2 protein-coding genes are annotated in these 21,648 nt (G+C 72.5%); both read right to left on the bottom strand.

What is annotated here, in order from left to right; all coding sequences use genetic code 11:
• Window positions 1–30 precede the first annotated feature (30 nt).
• Entirely contained in the window at window positions 31–10,860 is a 10,830-nt protein-coding gene (locus JIW86_RS12595) for a type I polyketide synthase (protein WP_257553840.1), read from the bottom strand.
• A 36-nt stretch (window positions 10,861–10,896) separates the two neighbouring features.
• Window positions 10,897–21,645: a type I polyketide synthase gene (locus tag JIW86_RS12600; RefSeq protein WP_416237556.1), complete on the bottom strand. Its 10,749-nt coding sequence runs from the start codon at window positions 21,643–21,645 to the stop codon at window positions 10,897–10,899.
• Window positions 21,646–21,648: the final 3 nt, after the last annotated feature.

A 21,648-nucleotide genomic window follows, 5' to 3' on the forward strand; every position in this document is an offset into this window, starting at 1 on the left:
GCCCACCCGAGCCCGGCCGTACGGTCCGGCTCAGTCGAGCCGGTCGAAGATCGCGAACAGGTCCTCGTCACTCGCGGAATCGAGATCCTCGTCGGACGTGTCCGCAGTCCCCGCGGCCCCGTCGGGACCGCCGGCCGCCTCGGCTGCCTTCAGCAGCTCCCGCAGACGTACGGTGATCCGCTCGCGGGCCTCCTCGTCGGAAGCCGCGGACTCGATGGCCGTCTCCAGACCTGCGAGACCGGCCAGCACCGGATCGGCGGCGGACGCCTCCTCGACGCCGCACTCCTCGCGCAGGTGGCGTGCGAGGGTCAGCGGGGTGGGGTAGTCGAAGACGAGCGTGGCCGGAAGCTTCAGACCAGTCACCTCACGCACCCGGTTCCGCAGTTCCACCGACGTCAGCGAGTCGAACCCGGCGTCCTTGAACGCCATCTCCGCCCGGACGCTTCCGGGATCGGAATGCCCGAGCACGACGGCGACCTGAGCACGCACCAGGTCGAGCAGCAGTGCCTCCTGCTCTGCCGCACCGAGCCCGGCCAGCCGGTCGGACAGCGACCGGCGCTCCTCGCCGGTGGCCGCCGCCGCCTGAGCCTGCTGCCGGCCGACTCGCACCAGGCCGCGCAGCAGGTACGGAACCCCGCCACTGGCCGCCGCGTCGGCTCGCGCGCCCTTCAGGTCCAGCTTGACCGGCACCAGCAGTGCCTGCCCGGACCCCACAGCCGCGCCGAACAGCTCCATGCCCTCGGCCGGCTTGAGCGCCGTGATGCCCCCACGTCCCTCACGCCGGCTCATCTGAGCCTTGGTGAGGTCGTCGATGGTGTCCCCCAAGTTGGTGGCCGTATCCCACGGTCCCCAGGCAAGCGACAGACCCGGCAGGCCGGCCCCTCGCCGATGGGCCATCAACCCGTCCAGGAAAGCATTCGCAGCGGCGTATCCGCCACTACCAGCTCCCATAAAGACTGACGACGCGGAGGAGTAGACGATGAAGGCGTCGAGGTCCATGCCACGGGTCAGTTCATCGAGGTGCTGCACCGCATTCACCTTCGGCGCGTACACCTTCGCGAGCCGCTCCGGGGTCAGCGCCCCGATCACTCCGGCGTCGAACACACCGGCGGTGTGCACCACACCGGTCAGGCGGTGCTCGGCCGGCACGGACGCCAGCAGGGCCTCGACCTGATCGCGGTCGGACACGTCACAGGCCACCACCGACACCGTGGCACCCTGCTCGGTGAGTTCGGCGACCAGGTCCGCCACGCCATCGGCATCCGGACCCTTCCGGCTGGCCAGCATCAGATGGCGCACGCCCTGCCGGGTGACCAGGTGACGGGCGGCCAGAGCGCCCAACGACCCGGCTCCCGAGACCAGGACCGTGCCTTCCGGCCCGAACACCGCGGGGCCGTCCGCGACCTCGTCGCCGGCCCGGACGAGCCGGGGGACGGACAGGGCCGTTCCGCGCACCGCGACCTGCGGCTCGCCACTGGCCAGCACCGCACCCAGCACGAGCTCCACATTGCCGTCGGCAGCGGGGTCGGTGTCGAGCAGGACGATCCGGTCGGGGTTCTCCGACTGGGCGGCTCGCACCAGACCCCATACCGCCGAACCGGCCGGGTCGGTCACCGTGCCGTCACCGGCGGGAACCGCGCCACGGGTCAGCACGACCAGCCGCGACTCCTCCAGCCCGGTTCCGGCCAGCCACGCCTGTACGACTTCCAGCACCCGGGAGGACAGGGCCAGTACGGCGTCCTCTCCGTCGCCGCCGACCGCGTCCAGGACCGCCGCCGCCGGCACGCCGAGGCCCGATGCCGCGTCGTCGGCCAGGGCTGCCACATCGTCCGCACTGGCCACCGGCACCCACCAGGGCGAAGGCTCCAGTCCTTCGGCCGGGGACAGCTCGGTCCACTCCACCCCGAACATGTAGGAGCGGCTGTCGTCCGCTGCCGCGGCATCCAGCTGCTCGACGGACACCGGCCGGGACACCAGCGAGTCCATCGTCACCACCAGGGCGCCGGTCGCGTCCGCGGCCTCGACCGAGAGCGCGTCCGGGCCGCACGGAGCGACCCGTACCCGCAGTGCCGAGGCGCCGGCGGCGTGCAGCACGAGCCCGTTCCATGCGAACGCCAGCACCGGCTCGCGGGATTCGTCCTCAGCCGCGCCTGCCGCGGCACCGAAGGTGCCGGCCTGCAGGGCCGCGTCCAGCAGCGCGGGGTGGAGACCGAACTTGCCGGCTTCCTTGCGCAGTTCCTCCGGCAGAACCACTTCGGCGAAGACCTCATCGCCACGACGCCACACCGCACGCACGCCCTGGAACGCCGGACCGTAGCCGAACCCGCTCTCGGCCAGGTCGGTGTAGAGGTTCCCGGACTCGACCGGCTGCGCACCGGCCGGCGGCCAGGCGGCGAAGTCGAATCCGGTGCCACCCGCATGGGCCGCTGCCGACAGCGTGCCGGTGGCGTGCCGCGTCCAAACGTCCGCGCCACCCTCACTCACGGCGTCCTCGCGCTGGGAGTACACCTCCACCGTGCGCGAGCCGTTCGCACCCGGTCCGCCGACGGCGACCTGGATACGTACGCCGCCGTGCTCGGGCACCACCAGCGGCGCCTCGATCACCAGCTCCTCCAGGACCCCGCACCCGGCCTCGTCGCCGGCCCGCACCGCGAGCTCCAGCAGCCCGGTACCCGGGAGGAGCACCACACCACCGATCGCGTGATCGGCCAGCCAGGAGTGCGTGCGCAGCGACAGCCGCGAGGTGAAGACCAGCCCGTCCGACTGCGGCAACCGCACCACAGCGCCCAGCAGCGGGTGGTCGGCTCCGGAAAGTCCGAGCGACGCGGCATCGGTGGCCGACTCGCCCGGCTGGAGCCAGTAGTGCTGGTGGTCGAAGGCGTACGTCGGCAGCTCCACGCGCCGGGACTCCGCCGTCTGCGGCAGGACACCGTTCCAGTCCACGGCCACACCGCGGACGAACAGCTCGGCCATCGAGGCCAGCAGCCGTCGCAGCCCGCCGTCCTCACGCCTCAGCGAACCCGTCACCACCACATCGGCGTGACGGTCGTCGACGGTTTCGCTGATCGGCTGGACCAGCACCGGGTGGGCGCTGACCTCCACGAACACCCCGTGGCCCTGCTCGAGCAGGCCGGCCACGGCCGGGCCGAAGCCCACCTGGCCCCGCAGGTTGCGGTACCAGTACTCGCCGTCGAGGACATCGGAGTCCTCGACCCACGTACCGGTGACGGTGGAGTAGAACGGCACCTTCGGCGCCAGGGCGATAACCCCGGCCAGCGCTTCGGCGAGCTTTTCGCGAATGTCCTCGACGTGCCGGGTGTGCGAGGCGTAGTCCACCGCGACCCGACGGACCCGGACGCCTTCGCCCGACAGGGCCTCCAGCGCCTCGTCCAGCGCCTCGGCATCACCGGCGATGACCACCGACGACGGCCCGTTGACCGCGGCCACCTCGACCCGGTCCGCCCACGGCTGGATCCGCGTCACCGCCTCGTCCTCGGACAGTGCGACGGAAGCCATGCCACCGCGCCCGGCCAGATCCTTGGCGATGGCCTGGCTCCGCAGTGCCACCACGCGCGCCGCGTCCTGCAGCGAGAGCGCACCCGCCACACAAGCGGCCGCGATCTCACCCTGGGAGTGGCCCAGAACCGCGTCCGGCTCGACCCCCACGGACGACCACACCGCGGCCAGACCGACCATCACGGCGAAGCTCGCCGGCTGCAGTACGTCGACCCGCTCCATGAGCTCGGGAGCGGTCTGGCCGCGCAGCACTGCCAGCAGCGACCAGTCGACCCACGGGTCCAGAGCAGCCGCACATTCGGCGATCCGCTCGGCGAACACCGGGGAGGACTCGAGCAGTTCGCGGCCCATGCCGGCCCACTGCGAGCCCTGCCCCGGGAACACCCACACGACCTTGCCCGGCGCACCCGTACCGGCACTGCCGATCACGACGCCGGGAGCGTTCTCTCCCTGCGCCAGTGCCCGCAGCCCCGGCAGCGCTTCCTCAGCCGAGTCGGCCAGGATGACCGCACGCTCACCGAAGGCCGTACGGTCCGACACCAGCGCCCCGGCCACGTCTGCCAGCGACACCCCGTCGGCGCCCTCGACGAACGCCGCCAGCCGCCCGGCCTGACCGGCCAGGGAACCGGCGCTGCGCGCGGAGACCACCAACGGCAGCACACCAGCGGGCGCCTGTTCTTCGGAGACGCGGTCCGCCGGCTCGGCGGGCGCCTCTTCCAGGATCAGGTGCGCGTTCGTACCGCTGATGCCGAACGAGGAGACTCCGGCCCGGCGCGGGTGACCGTTCTGCGGCCACTCACGGGCCTCGGTCAGCAGCTCGATGGCGCCCTCGGACCAGTCCACCTGGGTCGTGGGCTCCTCCACGTGGAGCGTGGGAGGCATGACACCGTGGCGCAGGGCCTGCACCATCTTGATGACACCCGCCACGCCGGCGGCTGCCTGCGAGTGACCGATGTTCGACTTCAGCGAGCCGAGCCACAGCGGGCGCTCCGCATCGCGGTCCCGTCCGTAGGTCGCCAGCAGCGCCTGCGCCTCGATCGGGTCACCCAGGGCCGTACCCGTGCCGTGACCCTCCACCACATCCACATCGGACGGGGAAAGCCCGGCACTGTCCAACGCCCTGCGGATCACCCGCTGCTGCGAGGGACCGTTCGGCGCCGTCAGACCGTTCGACGCACCGTCCTGGTTCACCGCACTGCCACGGAGCACCGCCAGCACCCGGTGACCACGCTCACGCGCCACCGACAACCGCTCCAGCAGCACGACGCCCACGCCCTCGGACAGCACCGTGCCGTCCGCGCCGTCCGCGTACGCCTTGCACCGTCCATCGGTGGCCAGGCCCCGCTGACGCGAGAACGCCGTGAAGCCGCCGGGGGACGCCATGACCATCGCGCCGCCCGCGAGCGCCATCGAGCACTCGCCCTGGCGCAGCGCCTGCGCGGCCAGGTGCATCGCCACCAGCGACGAGGAACACGCCGTGTCCACCGTCACCGCCGGACCCTCGAGGCCCAGCACGTACGACACGCGGCCCGACGCCACACTCGACACCGACCCGGTGACCGCGAAGCCTTCCAGCTCCGGTGCGTCCGCACCGACTCCGTAACCCTGACCGGACACCCCGGAGAACACGCCGACATCGGTGCCCTTCAGCGAGACCGGGTCGATACCGGCGCCCTCGAGCGCCTCCCAGGAGGTCTCCAGCAGCAACCGCTGCTGGGGGTCCATGGCCAAGGCCTCACGCGGCGAGATCCCGAAGAACCCGGCGTCGAACTGCCCCGCGTCGTGCAGGAATCCGCCCTTGCTGGTGTACGAGGTACCTGCGCTGTCGGGATCGGAGTCGAACAGACCCTCCAGGTCCCAGCCACGGTCGTCGGGGAAGGACGACACGGCGTCCCGGCCCTCGGACACCAGCCGCCAGAGGTCCTCGGGCCCGGTCACGCCACCCGGCAGCCGGCACGCCATGCCCACGATCGCGAGCGGTTCACCCGCATCGGCCACCACGGCCGCGCGTGCCGCCGGCGCGGGCGCCACGTCACCGAACTCCTCGCGCAGGTAGCGGGAGAGGGCCAGCGGGGTGGGGTAGTCGAAGACCAGCGTGGCCGGAAGCTTCAGACCGGTCGCCTCACGGAGCCGGTTGCGCAGCTCCACCGAGGTGAGGGAGTCGAACCCGACGTCCTTGAACGCCATCTCCGCCCGGACGCCCTCCGGCCCGGCATGCCCGAGCACGACCGCGGCCTGAGCACGCACCACGTCAAGAAGCAGTGTTTCCTGTTCTGCCCCGGTGAGCCCGGCCAGGCGGCCGGCGAGCCCGCCGTCCGTGGCGGCCACAGCCCGCGCAACCTGCCGGCCGGCCCGTACCAGGCCGCGCAGCAGATGCGGGACTCCCCCGCCGGCTCCGGCCTGGGCGCGCAGCGTCCGCAGGTCGAGCTTGATCGGGACCAGCAGGGCCCGGCCCGCGTGCAGGCCGGCGTCGAACAGGTCCAGGCCCTCGTCCGCCGTGATCTCCAGTACGCCGCTACGGCTCGCGCGAGCCTGGTCGACGCTGCTGAGGTTCGCGGCCATGCCGAGGGTCCGCTCCCACAGGCCCCAGGCGAGCGACAGACCCGGCAGGCCCGCCGCCCGGCGGCGCGACATCAGCCCGTCGAGGAAGGCGTTCGCCGCCGCGTAGTTGCCCTGGGCGCCACCGCCGAACACGCCCGCGACGGACGAGTACACGACGAAGGCGTCGAGGTCCAGGTCACGGGTCAGCTCGTCGAGGTGCCGTACCGCGTCCACCTTCGGCGCGAACACGCCGGCCAGCCGCTCCGGGGTGAGCGCCCCGATCACACCGTCATCGAACACACCCGCGGTGTGCACGACACCGGTCAGGCGGTGCTCGGCCGGCACGGATGCCAGCAGGGCCTCCACCTGATCGCGGTCGGACACGTCGCAGGCCACCAGCGACACGGCCGCACCCTGCTCGGTGAGCTCGGCGACCAGGTCCTGCGCACCCTCGGCATCCGCACCCCGTCGGCTTGCGAGCACGAGGCTGCGCACGCCGTGCCGGGTGACCAGGTGACGGGCCACCAGAGCGCCCAGCGCCCCGGTGGCACCCGTGACCAGGACGGTGCCTTCGGGCCCGAACACCGCGGGAGCATCCGGGACTTCACCGCCGGCCCGGACGAGCCGGGGGACGGAAAGGGCCGTTCCGCGCACCGCGACCTGCGGCTCGCCGCTGGCCAGGACGGCACCCAGCACCGGCTCCACATCGCCTTCGGCAGCGGGGTCGGCGTCGATCAGGACGATCCGGTCGGGGTTCTCGGCCTGGGCGGCACGCACCAGACCCCATACCGCCGATCCGGCCGGGTCACTCACCGCACCGTCGGCGCCGGCGGGAACCGCACCGCGCGTCACGACCACCAGCTGCGACTCCTCCAGCCCGGCACCGTCCAGCCAGGTCTGCAGGATCTCCAGTACCCGGGAGGACAGGGCCAGGACCGCGTCCTCGCCGTCGCCGCCGACGGCCTCCAGGACCACCACGGCCGGAGCTCCGGCGCTCTCGGCCAGGTCCGCCACATCATCAGCCGTGGCGACCGGCATCCACCACGGCGAAGGCTCCGTAACCTCGGCCGGGGACAGCTCGGTCCACTCCACGCCGAACAGCGAATCGGCGACCGCCGCGTCCGCCGCCGTCTCCAACTGCTCGGCGGACACCGCCCGGGACACCACCGAGTCCAGCGTCACGACCAGGCCGCCGGTCTCGTCGGCAGCCTCGACCGACAGCGCGTCCGGGCCGACCGGGGCGACCCGTACGCGCAGTGCGGAGGCACCCACGGCGTGCAGTTCCAGCCCGTTCCACGCGAAGGCCAGCACCGCCTCCCCGGGTTCCTCCCCTTCCGTGCCCGCCGCAGAGGCGAAGGTTCCGGCCTGCAGGGCCGCGTCCAGCAGCGCGGGGTGGAGGCCGAACTTGTCGGCCTCCTTGCGCTGCTCCTCGGGCAGGGCGACCTCGGCGAAGACCTCCTCGCCACGGCGCCACACCGCCCGCAGGCCCTGGAACGCCGGACCGTAGCCGAAGCCGCGTTCCTCCAGGTCGGCGTAGAAGTCCCCGACCTCGACCGGCTGCGCACCGGCCGGGGGCCACGCGGCGAAGTCGAATGCCTGCCCCGTCCCCGTTGCCGGCGCGGCCGCCAGCATGCCGGTGGCGTGCCGCGTCCACGTCTCCGCGCCGCCCTCGTCGACGGCGTCTTCGCGCTGGGAGTACACCTCCACCGTGCGCGAGCCGTTCACACCCGGACCGCCCACCGCGACCTGGATACGTACGCCGCCGTGCTCGGGCACCACCAGCGGCGCCTCGATCACGAGTTCTTCCAGGACGCCGCATCCGGCCTCGTCACCGGCGCGGACCGCGAGCTCGAGCAGCCCGGTGCCCGGGAGGAGCACCACGCCACCGATCGCGTGATCGGCCAGCCAGGGGTGCGTGCGCAGCGACAGCCTCGAGGTGAAGACCAGCCCGTCGGACTGCGGCAGCCTCACCACTGCACCCAGCAGCGGGTGGTCGGCCGTTGCCTGTCCCAGCGAGGCGGCGTCGGTGGCCGACTCGCCCGGCTGGAGCCAGTAGTGCTGGTGGTCGAACGCGTACGTCGGCAGCTCCACGCGCCGGGACGAGGGGGTCTGCGGCAGCACACCGCTCCAGTCCAGCGCGATGCCTCGGACGAACAGCTCGGCCATCGAGGCCAGCAGCCGTCGCAGACCGCCGTCCTCACGCCGCAGGGAACCCGTCACCACCACATTGGTGCCGGTTTCGGTGTTGTCGACGGTCTCGGTGATCGGCTGGACCAGCACCGGGTGGGCACTGACCTCGACGAACACCCCGTGGCCCTGCTCGAGCAGCTTGACCACGGCCGGGCCGAAGCCCACCTGGCCCCGCAGGTTCCGGTACCAGTACTCGCCGTCGAGGACGTCGGCCTCTTCCACCCAGGTACCGGTGACGGTGGAGTAGAACGGCACCTTCGGCGCCAGGGCACTCACTTCGGCGAGCGTCTCGGCGAGCGCGTCGCGGATGTCCTCCACGTGGCGGGTGTGCGAGGCGTAGTCCACCGCAACCCGACGCACGCGGACGCCCTCGGCGGACAGGGCCTCCAGGGCCTCGTCCAGCGCCTGCGCGTCACCGGCGACGACCACGGAGGACGGCCCGTTGACCGCGGCCACCTCCACGCGGTCCGCCCACGGCTGGATCCGCGCGACGGCCTCGTCCTCGGACAGGGCGACCGAAGCCATCCCACCGCGACCGGCCAGATCCTTGGCAATCGCCTGGCTGCGCAGCGCCACCACGCGCGCCGCGTCCTGCAGCGACAGCGCACCCGCCACACACGCGGCGGCGATCTCGCCCTGAGAGTGGCCGAGCACCGCGTCGGCCTTGATCCCGACCGATTCCCAGACCGCGGCCAGACCGACCATCACCGCGAAGCTGGCCGGCTGCAGTACGTCGACCCGCTCCATGAGCTCGGGGGCGGTCTCGCCGCGCAGTACGTCGATCAGCGACCAGTCCACCCACCGCTCCAGAGCAGCCGCGCACTCCGCGATCCGCTCCGCGAACACCGGGGAGGACTCGAGCAGTTCACGCCCCATGCCGGCCCACTGCGAACCCTGACCCGGGAACACCCACACGATCTTGCCCGGCTTGCTCGAACCAGCCGCGCTGCCGGACACCACACCGGCCGCGCTCTCGCCGCGTGCCAGCGCCTGCAGCCCGGCCAGCGCCTCCTCGTTCGAACCCGCGACCACCACCGCGCGCTCGCCCAGCAGCGCACGGTCCGATACGAGCGCCCCGGCCACCTCCGCCGGCGACACCCCATCGGCGCCCTCGACGAATGCCACGAGCCGCTTCGCCTGACCGGCCAGGGAACCGGCGCTCCGCGCCGACACCACCAACGGCACCACACCCGCAGGAGCCGACTCCGCCGAGGCGGACTCCGCCTCCTCGGCGGGCGCCTCCTCCAGGATCAGGTGCGCGTTCGTGCCGCTGACTCCGAACGCGGAGACACCAGCGCGACGCGGACGGCCGTTCTGCGGCCATTCCCGCGACTCGGTCAGCAGTTCCACCGCGCCCGCGGACCAGTCCACCTGCGGGGTGGGCGCGTCCACGTGCAGGGTCGCCGGGAGCACCCCGTGCCGCAGCGCCTGCACCATCTTGATCACACCGGCCACACCCGCAGCTGCCTGCGTGTGACCGATGTTCGACTTCAGCGAGCCCAGCCACAACGGCTGCTCCGGCTCCCGGTCCCGCCCGTACGTGGCCAGCAGCGCCTGCGCCTCGATGGGGTCACCCAGGGTGGTGCCGGTTCCGTGGGCCTCCACCACGTCCACGTCGGACGGGGAAAGCCCGGCACCGGTCAGCGCCTTGCGGATGACCCGCTGCTGCGAGGGACCGTTCGGCGCGGTCAGGCCGTTGGAAGCACCGTCCTGGTTGACCGCGCTGCCACGCAGCACCGCCAGCACCCGGTGCCCGCGCTCACGCGCCACCGACAGCCGCTCCAGCACGACCACACCGACGCCCTCGGCCCAGCCCGTGCCGTCAGCCGCCGCGGAGAACGCCTTGCACCGGCCGTCAGCGGCCAGGCCCCGCTGCCGCGAGAACTCCACGAAGGCGCCGGGCGTCGCCATGACCGTCGCGCCGCCGGCGAGCGCCATCGAGCACTCGCCCTGGCGCAGCGCCTGCGCGGCCAGGTGCATCGCGACCAGCGAGGACGAACACGCCGTGTCGACCGTGACCGCCGGGCCCTCGAGGCCGAGCACGTACGACACCCGGCCCGAGGCCACGCTCGACAGCGTGCCCGTGACCCCGAAGCCCTCGGCCTCCGGCGCGTCCGAACCGGCCCCGTAGCCCTGCGTGGACGTCCCGGAGAACACCCCGACATCGGTGCCCTTCAGCGAGACCGGGTTGATACCGGCGGCCTCCAGCGCCTCCCAGGAGGTCTCCAGCAGCAACCGCTGCTGGGGGTCCATCGCCAGCGCCTCACGCGGCGAGATCCCGAAGAACCCCGCGTCGAACTGCGGAGCCTCATGGAGGAATCCGCCCATGCTGGTGTACGAGGTACCCGCGTGGTCGGGATCCGGGTCGAAAAGACCCTCCAGGTCCCAGCCTCGGTCGTCGGGGAAGGACGACATCGCGTCCCGGCCCTCGGACACCAAGCCCCACAAGTCCTCCGGCCCCGCCACGCCACCCGGCAAACGGCACGCCATCCCCACGATCGCTATCGGCTCGCGGGAAGCGCCGACGAGTTGCCGGTTCTGCTTCTTCAGCGAACCGACTTCTTCCAGCGACTTCCTCAGCGCCTCGACGACCTTTTCATACGACGCACTCACTTAACTGCCCCAATCATTTAGCGGTTCCGAAGGATTTCAGTCGCCGAGCGCCATTTGAACGAGATCATCGACGCCCAGCTCGGCGATCGCCCTTTCCTCATCGGCCTCGTCGTTCGAGCCGATTTCCGGGTCACCATCGCCGAGGGCGACCAGCCTGACCAGGGCATCCATCAATCCAGCTTCCCGGAACCGGGCCAGCGGGAGGGATACGAGCGCGTTCCGCAGTCGTTCCTCGTCCACTTCCGAGTCAATCGCGTCGCTATCCGGGAGCAATTCGTGGTGCAGGTGTCGAGCGAGGGCCAGCGGAGTCGGATAGTCGAAGATCAGCGTGGCCGGAAGCTTCAGACCGGTCGACTCACACAGCCCATTGCGCAATGCCACGGACGTGAGCGAGTCGAATCCCGCTTCCTTGAACGCCATCTCCGCCTGCACGCCCTCCGGTCCTGCGTGCCCCAGCACGACCGCGGCCTGGGCACGGACCAGATCGAGGAGCAGCACCTCCTGCTCCGCCGCGGTCAGCCCGGCCAGGCGACGGAGCAGCCCGCCGTCCGTGGCGGATGCCGACCGCGCCAGCTGCCGGCCCGCCCGTACCAGGCCGCGCAGCAGATGCGGGACTTCCCCGCCGGCCGCTGCCTGGGTGCGCAGCGTCCGCAGGTCCAGCTTGACCGGCACCAGCAGCGCCTGCCCGGACCCGGTGGCGGCATCGAAGAGCTCCATGCCCTCCGCAGCCGCCAGCCGCAGGCCCCCCATGCCGGCGGTCTGCTGCCACTGGCCCCAGGCCAGCGACAGACCCGGCAGGCCTGCCGCCCGGCGGCCGGCCATCAGCCCGTCGAGGTAGGCGTTCGCCGCCGCGTGGTTGCCCTGTCCGGCCGACCCCATGAGCGAGGCAGCGGACGAGAACACCACGAAGGCGTCGAGGTCCAGGCCTCGGGTCAGCGCATCGAGGTGCTGCACCGCGTTCACCTTCGGCGCGAATGCCGTCTCCAGCTGTTCCGGGGTCAGCGCCGTGATCACGGCGTCATCCAGCACACCGGCGGTGTGCACGACGCCGGTCAGGGGGTGCTCGGCCGGGACCGAGGCCAGCAAGGCCTCGACCTGGTCGCGGTCGGACACGTCACAGGACGCCACCGACACGACCGCACCCTGCTCGGTGAGCTCGGCGAGCAGCTCCGCAGCACCCTCGGCATCGGGGCCCTTCCGGCTGGCCAGCACCAGACTCCGTACGCCGTGCCGGGTGACCAGGTGACGGGCCACCACAGCGCCCAACGCCCCGGTACCACCCGTGACCAGGACCGTGCCTTCCGGCCCGAACACCGCAGGAGCGTCCGGGACTTCGCCGCCGGCCCGGACGAGCCGGGGGACGGAGAGGGCCGTTCCGCGCACCGCGACCTGAGGCTCGCCGCTGGCCAGCACCGAACTCAGAACGAGCTCGAGACTGCCTTCGGCGGCGGGATCGGTGTCGATCAGGACGATCCGGTCGGGGTTTTCGACCTGAGTGGCACGCACCAGACCCCATACCGCCGATCCGGCCGGATCGGTCACCGCGCCGTCGGCGCCGACGGGAACCGCGCCACGCGTCGCGACGACCAGCCGCGACTCCTCCAGCCCGGTCCCGGCCAGCCACGCCTGCACGACCTCCAGCACCCGGGAGGACAGGGCCAGGGCCGCGTCCTCGCCGTCGCCGCCGACCGCGTCCAGCAGTGCCACCGCCGGTACCTCGTCGCTGTCGGCCAGGGCCGTCACATCACCGGCGTTGGCCACCGGCACCCACCACGGAGAGGGCTCCGCCACGTCAGCCGGGGACAGCTCGGTCCACTCCACCCCGTACAACGAGTTGGCGACCGCCGTGTCCGCCGCCGTCTCCAACTGGCCGACGGTCACCGGACGGGACACCACCGAGTCCAGCGTCACCACGAGGCCGCCGGTCTCGTCGGCAGCCTCGACCGACAGCGCGTCCGGGCCGACCGGGGCCAGCCGTACGCGCAGTGCCGAGGCACCCACGGCGTGCAGCACCAGCCCGTTCCAGTCCAGCGGCTGCCGCACCGCACCGGATTCCTCCGCCGCGCCGTCGACCATCCCGGCCTGCAGGGCAGCGTCCAGCAGCGCCGGGTGGATACCGAACTTCTCGGCCTCCTTGCGCTGTTCCTCGGGCAGGGCGACCTCGGCGAAGAGTTCCTCGCCACGGCGCCAGACCGCCCGCACTCCCTGGAACGCCGGACCGTAGCCGAGACCGCGCTCGACCAGGTCGGAGTAGAGACCCCCGACCTCGACCGGCTGCGCGCCGGCCGGCGGCCAGGCGGCGAAGCCGAACCCGGTGCCGCCCGCAGGGGCCGAGGCCGACAGCACACCTGTGGCGTGCCGCGTCCACATGTCCGCGCCGGCAGCGTCCTCGCGCAGCGAGTACACCTGCACGGTCCGCGAGCCGTTCTCACCCGGTCCGCCCACCGCGACCTGGACGCGTACGCCGCCGTGCTCGGGCACGATCAGCGGCGTCTCGATCATCAGCTCTTCCAGGACCCCGCACCCGGCCTCGTCGCCTGCCCGCACGGCCAGTTCCACCAGTCCGGTGCCCGGGACGAGCACCGTGCCGCCGACCGTGTGATCGGCCAGCCAGGGGTGCGTGCGCTGCGACAGCCTGGAGGTGAAGACCAGCCCGTCGGACTGCGGCAGCTGCACCACAGCGCCCAGCAGCGGGTGATCGGCCGTCATTTGACCCAGCGACGCCGCGTCGGTGGCCGACTCGGCCAACTGGAGCCAGTAGTGCTGGTGGTCGAAGGCGTAGGTCGGCAGGTCGACTCGTCGGGATGCCGGCGTCTGCGGCAGTACGCCGTTCCAGTCGAGGGCGATGCCCCGGACGAACAGCTCGGCCATCGAGGCGAGCAGGCGGCGCAGACCGCCGTCCTCACGCCGCAGCGAACCGGTCACCACGACATCGGTCTCCGTGGTGTCCACGGTCTCGGTGATCGGCTGGACCAGCACCGGGTGGGCGCTGACCTCCACGAACACCCCGTGGCCCTGGCCCAGCAGGTCGGCCACGGCCGGGCCGAAGCCCACCTGGCCCCGCAGGTTCTGGTACCAGTACCCGCCGTCCAGCACCCCGGCGTCCGAAACCCAACCACCCGTGACGGTGGAGTAGAACGGCACCTTCGGCGCCTGCGCGCTGATCCCGGCGAGGGTCTGGGCGAGCGCGTCGCGGATGTCCTCGACGTGCCGGGTGTGCGAGGCGTAGTCCACCGCGACCCGACGCACGCGGACACCCTCGGCGGACAGGGCCTCCAGGGCCTCGTCCAGCGCCTGCGCGTCACCGGCGATCACCACCGACGACGGCCCGTTGACGGCAGCGACCTCCACACGGTCCGCCCACGGCTGGATCCGCGCGACGGCCTCGTCCTCGGACAGGGCGACCGAAGCCATACCGCCACGGCCTGCCAGGTCCTTGGCGATGGCCTGGCTCCGCAGTGCCACGACGCGCGCCGCGTCCTGCAGCGAGAGAGCACCCGCCACACAAGCGGCCGCGATCTCACCCTGGGAGTGGCCCAGCACCGCATCGGGCTTCACGCCCACGGACGACCACACGGCCGCCAGGCCGACCATCACCGCGAAGCTCGCCGGCTGGAGGACGTCGACCCGCTCCATGAGCTCGGGGTCCGTGTCGCCGCGCAGCACATCCAGCAGCGACCAGTCCACGAACGGATCCAGGGCAGCCGCGCACTCCGCGATCCGCTCGGCGAACACCGGGGAAGCGTCGAGCAGTTCACGGCCCATGCCGGCCCACTGCGAACCCTGACCCGGGAACACCCACACGACCTTGCCCGGCGCACCCGAACCGGCACTGCCGGACACCACACCCGGCGCGTTCTCTCCCTGCGCCAGCGCCTTCAGTCCTGCCAGCGCCTCGTCGCCCGATTCGGCCACGACCACCGCACGCTCGCCGAAGACCCCGCGGTCCGACACCAGCGCCCCGGCCACAGCCGCCGGCGACACCCCGTCGGCGCCCTTGAGGAACGCCGCGAGCCGCTCGGCCTGACCGGCCAGAGAAGCGGTGCTCCGCGCCGACACCACCAGCGGTACGACACCCGCAGGCGCCTGCTCTTCGGAGCCGGGCTCCGCCGCCTGCGGCGGTGCCTCTTCCAGGATCAGGTGTGCGTTGGTACCGCTGATGCCGAACGAGGAGACGCCGACCCGGCGCGGATGGCCGTTGCGCGACCACTCGCGGGCCTCGGTCAGCAGCTCGATGGCTCCCTCGGACCAGTCCACCTTCTTCGAGGGCTCGTCCGCATGCAGGGTGGCGGGCATCACGCCGTGGCGCAGCGCCTGCACCATCTTGATGACACCGGCCACGCCCGCGGCGGCCTGTGTGTGACCGATGTTCGACTTCAGGGAGCCGAGCCACAGCGGTTGCTCCGGGTTCCGGTCCCGTCCGTAGGTCGCGAGCAGTGCCTGCGCCTCGATCGGGTCACCCAGGGCCGTACCGGTTCCGTGACCCTCCACCACGTCCACGTCGGACGGGGAAAGCCCGGCGCTGTCCAGGGCCCTGCGGATCACCCGCTGCTGCGAGGGACCGTTCGGCGCCGTCAGACCGTTCGACGCACCGTCCTGGTTGACGGCGCTGCCGCGCAGCACCGCCAGCACCCGGTGCCCGCGCTCACGCGCCACCGACAACCGCTCCAGCACCACGAGGGCGACACCCTCGGACAGCACCGTGCCGTCCGCGCCGTCCCCGTACGCCTTGCACCGCCCGTCGGATGCCAGGCCGCGCTGCCGCGACATGCCGAGGACTCCGATCGGCGAGCCCATCACGGCGACACCGCCGGCGAGCGCCATGGAGCACTCGCCCTGGCGCAGCGCCTGCGCGGCCAGGTGCATCGCCACCAGCGACGAGGAGCACGCCGTGTCCACCGTCACCGCCGGACCCTCGAAACCGAAGGTGTACGACACGCGACCCGAGGCCACGCTTCCCGCCGTGGCGGTCGTGACGAAGCCTTCGAGCTCCGCGGGCACGTTGGTGAGGGACTCGACGTAGTCGTGAATGGAGACGCCGGAGAAGACGCCGATGTTGCTGCCCTGTGCCGCGGCCGGGTCGATGCCCGCGCGTTCCAGCGCCTCCCAGGAGGCCTCCAGCAGCAACCGCTGCTGGGGGTCCATCGCCAGCGCCTCGTTCGGCGAGATGCCGAAGAATCCCGCGTCGAACTGCGCGGCCTCGTGGAGGAATCCGCCCGTGCTCGTGTACGAGGTGCCCGCGCTGTCCGGGTTCGGGTCGTAGAGGCCCTCCAGGTCCCAGCCACGGTCGTCCGGGAAGGAGGACATGCCCTCGCGGCGCTCCTGCAGCAACTGCCACAGATCCTCGGGACCCGCGACACCGCCCGGCAGGCGGCACGCCATCCCGACGATCGCTATCGGCTCGTCGGGATCCGCGACGACGGCCACCGCGGTGGCGGGGGCGGTGCCGTCCGCCGCGTCACCGAGCTCCTCGCGCAGGTGACGGGCGAGGACCACCGGGGTGGGGTAGTCGAAGATCAGCGTGGCCGGCAGTTTCACGCCGGTCGCCGCGCTCAGCCGGTTCCGCAGCTCGACCGCGGTCAGCGAGTCGAACCCGATGTCGCTGAATCCACGGGTGCCCTGAGCCAGTTCGGGGCCGCTGAATCCGAGTACGGCGCTCGCCTCGTCCTGGACGATGGTCAGCAGGATGCTCTCCTGCTCGGCCTGGGGCAGCCCCGCGAGTCGGCGGACCAGTCCGCTGCTGTCGCCGGAAGCCGCCCGCGCCAGGCGTCGGCCCGCGCGTACCAGGCCGCGCAGCAGGTGCGGGACTCCCCCGCCGGCCGCTGCCTGGCTTCGCATGATCTTCAGGTCCAGCTTGATCGGGACCAGCAGCGCCTGGCCGGCGTGCAGGCCGACGTCGAAGATGTCCAGGCCCTCGGCCGGCGTTATCGCCAGCACGCCACCGCGGCTCATACGGGCCTGGTCGACGGCGCTGAGGTGAGCGGTCAATCCGTTGGCCTGCTCCCACAGACCCCAGGCCAGCGACAGACCCGGCAGGCCTGCCGCCCGGCGGCCGGCCATCAGCCCGTCGAGGTAGGCGTTCGCCGCCGCGTAGTTGCCCTGTCCGGCCGACCCCATGAGCGAGGCAGCGGACGAGAACACCACGAAGGCGTCGAGGTCCAGGCCTCGGGTCAGCGCATCAAGGTGGCGCACCGCATCCACCTTCGGCGCGAACACACCGGCCAGCCGCTCCGGGGTCAGCGCCGCGATCACGCCATCGTCCAGGACGCCGGCCATGTGCACGACACCGGTCAGGGGGTGCTCGGCCGGTACCGAGGCCAGCAGGGACTCGACCTGGGCCCGGTCGGACACGTCACAGGACGCCACCGACACGACCGCACCCTGCTCGGTGAGCTCGGCGACCAGTTCCGCCACGCCCTCCGCGTCCGTACCCCGACGGCTCGCGAGCACGAGGTGCCGCACGCCGTGCCGGGTGACCAGGTGACGGGCCACCAGAGCGCCCAGGGCGCCGGTGCCACCGGTGACCAGGACGGTCCCTTCGGTCGCGAACACCGCGGGGGCGTCCGGGACGTCACCGCCGGCCCGGACGAGCCGGGGGACGGAGAGGGCCGCTGCGCGCACCGCGACCTGCGGCTCGCCACTGGCCAGCACCGGACCCAGGACCGTACGCAGGACGGATTCCGCTCCGTCGCCGGAGGCCGGGTCGGTGTCGATCAGGATGATGCGGTCGGGGTTCTCGGCCTGGGCTGCACGCACCAGACCCCATACCGCCGCTCCGGCCGGGTCGCTCACCGTGCCGTCACCGGCAGGCACCGCGCCGCGGGTCAGGACGACCAGCCGCGACTCCTCCAGCCCCGTCCCGGCCAGCCACGCCTGTACGACCTCCAGCACCCGGGAGGTCAACGCCAGTGCCGCGTCCTCGCTGTCAGCGCCGGCCACGGCCTGCAGGACCGCCACCGCCGGGACTCCCGCGCTCCCGGCCAGAGCCACGACGTCGTCGGCGGCGGACACCGGCGCCCACGACGGCGAAGCCTCCGCGCCCTGAGCCGAGGGCAGCTCGGTCCACTCCACCCCGAAGAGCGTGTCGCGGCTCTCGTCGCCTGCCGCGGCGCCCAGCTGGTCGGTGGACACCTCACGGGACACCAGCGAGTCCATCGTCAGGACCATGTCGCCGGTCTCGTCGGAGGCCTGGAACGACAGCGCGTCCGGGCCGCTCGGCGCGATCCGCACCCGCAGTGCCGAGGCACCCACGGCGTGCAGCACCAGCCCGTTCCAGGCGAACGGCAGCACCTGGCGGTCGTCGTCCGGATTGGCGAAGGCGTTCGTGTGGAGGGCGGCGTCCAGCAGCGCCGGGTGCATGCCGAACTTGCCGGCGTCCTCCCGCTGTTCCTCGGGCAGGACGGCCTCGGCGAAGACCTCGTCACCGCGCCGCCACACCGCCCGCAGGCCCTGGAACGCCGGACCGTACGCGTAGCCGCGCTCGAGCAGGTCGGTGTAGAAGTTCCCGACCTCGACGGGCTCCGCACCGGCCGGCGGCCACGCGGCGAAGTCGAATCCCTGTGCCGTTGTGCGTGTCGCCGAAGGCTCCGCCAGGAGTCCGGTGGCGTGCCGCGTCCATTCGCTCGCGCCACCCTCGCCGGCGGCGTCCTCGCGCTGGGAGTACACGTCCACCGTGCGCGTGCCGGTCGGGTTCGGTCCGCCGACCGCGACCTGCAACCGCACTCCGCCGTGCTCGGGCAGCACCAGGGGTGCCTCGATCACGAGTTCTTCCAGGACTCCGTAGCCGAACTCGTCGCCGGCCCGGACCGCGAGGTCGACGTACATCGTGCCGGGGATGATCACCACGCCGCCGATGGCGTGACCGGCCAGCCAGGGGTGCGTGCGCAGCGACAGCCGCGAGGTGAAGACCAGGCCGTCGGACTGCGGCAGCTGCACCACCGCGCCCAGCAGCGGGTGATCGGCCCCGGTCAGCCCCAGCGACGCCGCGTCCGTGGCCGAGCCGGCCATCTGGATCCAGTAGTGCTGGTGGTCGAAGGCGTAGGTCGGCAGGTCCACGCGCCGGAAGGCCGCTCCACCGGGCAGAACCTCGGCCCAGTCCAGGGCCACACCGCGGACGAACAGCTCGGCCATCGAGGCCAGCAGCCGTCGCAGGCCGCCGTCCTGACGGCGCAGGGACCCGGTCACCACCACACCGGTGCCGGTGTCGGCCTTGTCGACGGTCTCGGTGATCGGCTGGACCAGCACCGGGTGGGCACTGACCTCGACGAACACCCCGTGACCCTGCTCGAGCAGCGCGGCCACCGCCGGGCCGAAGCCCACCTGTGCCCGCAGGTTCCGGTACCAGTACCCGCCGTCGAGGACGTCGGCGTCCTCGACCCACGTGCCGGTGACGGTGGAGTAGAACGGCACCGTCGGGGCCTGCGCGCCGACCCCGGCCAGCGCCTCGGCGAGCGCGTCGCGGATGTCCTCGACGTGCCGGGTGTGCGAGGCGTAGTCCACCGCGACCCGACGCACCCGGACACCCTGGTCCTCCAGCGCGTCCAGCGCCTCGTCCAGCGCCTCGGCGTCACCGGCGATCACCACGGAGGACGGGCCGTTGACCGCCGCGACCTCGACCCGGTCCGCCCAGCGCTCCAGACGCGCGACGGCCTCTTCCTCGGTCAGCGCGACCGAAGCCATACCTCCACGGCCTGCCAGGTCCTTGGCGATGGCCTGGCTCCGCAGCGCCACCACGCGCGCCGCGTCCTCCAGCGAGAGCGCACCCGCCACACAGGCGGCCGCGATCTCACCCTGGGAGTGGCCGAGCACCGCGTCGGGCTCGACGCCCACGGAGGCCCACACCGCGGCCAGACCGACCATCACCGCGAAGCTCGCCGGCTGCAGGACGTCGACCCGGTCGAGGAGCTCGGGTTCGGCGTCGCCGCGCAGTACGTCGATCAGCGACCAGTCCACCCACCGCTCCAGAGCAGCCGCACACTCCGCGATCCGCCCGGCGAACACCGGCGAGGAGTCGAGCAGTTCACGGCCCATGCCGGCCCACTGCGAACCCTGGCCCGGGAACACCCACACGACCTTGCCTGGCGTACCCGAACCGGTCACCACACCGGCCGCGTTCTCACCGCGCGCCAGCGCCTGCAGGCCGGCCAGCGCCTCGTCGTGGGAACCCGCGAGCACCACCGCGCGCTCACCCAGCACGGCGCGGCCCGACACCAGCGTCCCGGCCACGTCCGCCAGCGGCACCTCGCCGGCGTCCTCGACGAACGCCGCCAGCCGCCCGGCCTGGGCCGCCAGCGAGGCAGCGGTCCCCGCCGACACCACCAACGGCACCACACCGGCGGGCTGCGCCACGTCCTCGACGGGCTCCGCCTCCTCGGCGGGCGCCTCTTCCAGGATCATGTGCGCGTTCGTACCGCTGGCCCCGAAAGCGGAGACGCCGGCCCGGCGCGGGCGACCGTTCTCCGGCCACTCCCGCGACTCGGTCAGCAGCTCCACCGCACCCGCGGACCAGTCCACCTGGGGGGTGGGCGCGTCCACGTTCAGGGTCGCCGGGAGCGTCTTGTGCCGCAGCGCCTGGACCATGTTGATCACGGCGGCCACGCCGGACGCCGCCTGCGTGTGCCCGATGACGGACTTGACCGATCCGAGCCACAGCGGCTGTTCCGGGTCGCGGCCCTGCCCGTAGGTGGCCAGCAGCGCCTGCGCCTCGATCGGGTCACCCAGCACCGTGCCGGTGCCGTGACCCTCCACCGTGTCCACATCGGCCGGGGAGAGGCCGGCGCTCTCGAGGGCCTTGCGGATCACCCGCTGCTGCGAGGGGCCGTTCGGCGCGGTCAGGCCGTTGGACGCACCGTCCTGGTTGACCGCACTGCCGCGGATGACGGCCAGCACCTGGTGGCCGCGCTCGCGCGCCACCGACAGCCGCTCCAGCAGCACCACGCCCACGCCCTCGGCCCAGCCGGAGCCGTCGGCGCCGGCGGCGTAGGACTTGCAGCGCCCGTCGAAGGCGAGCGCGCGCTGACGCGCGAAGCCGACGAACCCGCCCGGGGTCGCCATCACCGTCGAGCCGCCCGCGAGCGCCATCGAGCACTCGCCGCGGCGCAGCGCCTGCGCGGCGAGGTGGATCGCCACCAGCGAGGAGGAGCACATCGTGTCGACGGTCACCGCAGGGCCCTCGAGCCCGAGGGTGTAGGAGACGCGACCGGAGGCGACGCCGCCGGCGGTGCCCAGGGCGCGCTCCAGGCTGAGGTATCCCTCGAACCCGCTGAGGTCCGGCGCGTAGTCCTGGTGCACGACTCCGGCGAACATCCCGATGTCGCTGCCCCGCACCGAGTGGGGGTCGATGCCGGCCCGCTCGAAGGTCTCCCAGGACACCTCGAGCAGCTGTCGCTGCTGGGGGTCCATGGCCAGGGCCTCACGCGGCGAGATCCCGAAGAACCCGGCGTCGAACTGCGCCGCGTCGTGCAGGAAGGCGCCCTCCCGGACGTACGTCGTACCGGGGTTGTCGGGGTCCGGGTTGTAGAGGCCCTCGACATCCCAGCCGCGGTCCTCGGGGAAGGTGGAGTAGACGTCGGCGCCCTCGGACACCACCCGCCAGAAGTCCTCCGGGCCACGGATTCCGCCGGCGTACCGGCAGGCCATGGACACGATCGCGATGGGCTCAGAGGCAGCCGCGACGAGTGTGCTGTTCTCCTGCTGAAGCCGGGCGTTCTCCTTCAGCGAGGCACGCAGTGCCTCGACGACCTGCTGGTCGGGCGCCGACATATCCATCCTCCACGATTCGTTCACAGG

This window comes from Streptomyces sp. NBC_00162, assembly GCF_024611995.1.
Lineage (GTDB): Bacteria > Actinomycetota > Actinomycetes > Streptomycetales > Streptomycetaceae > Streptomyces.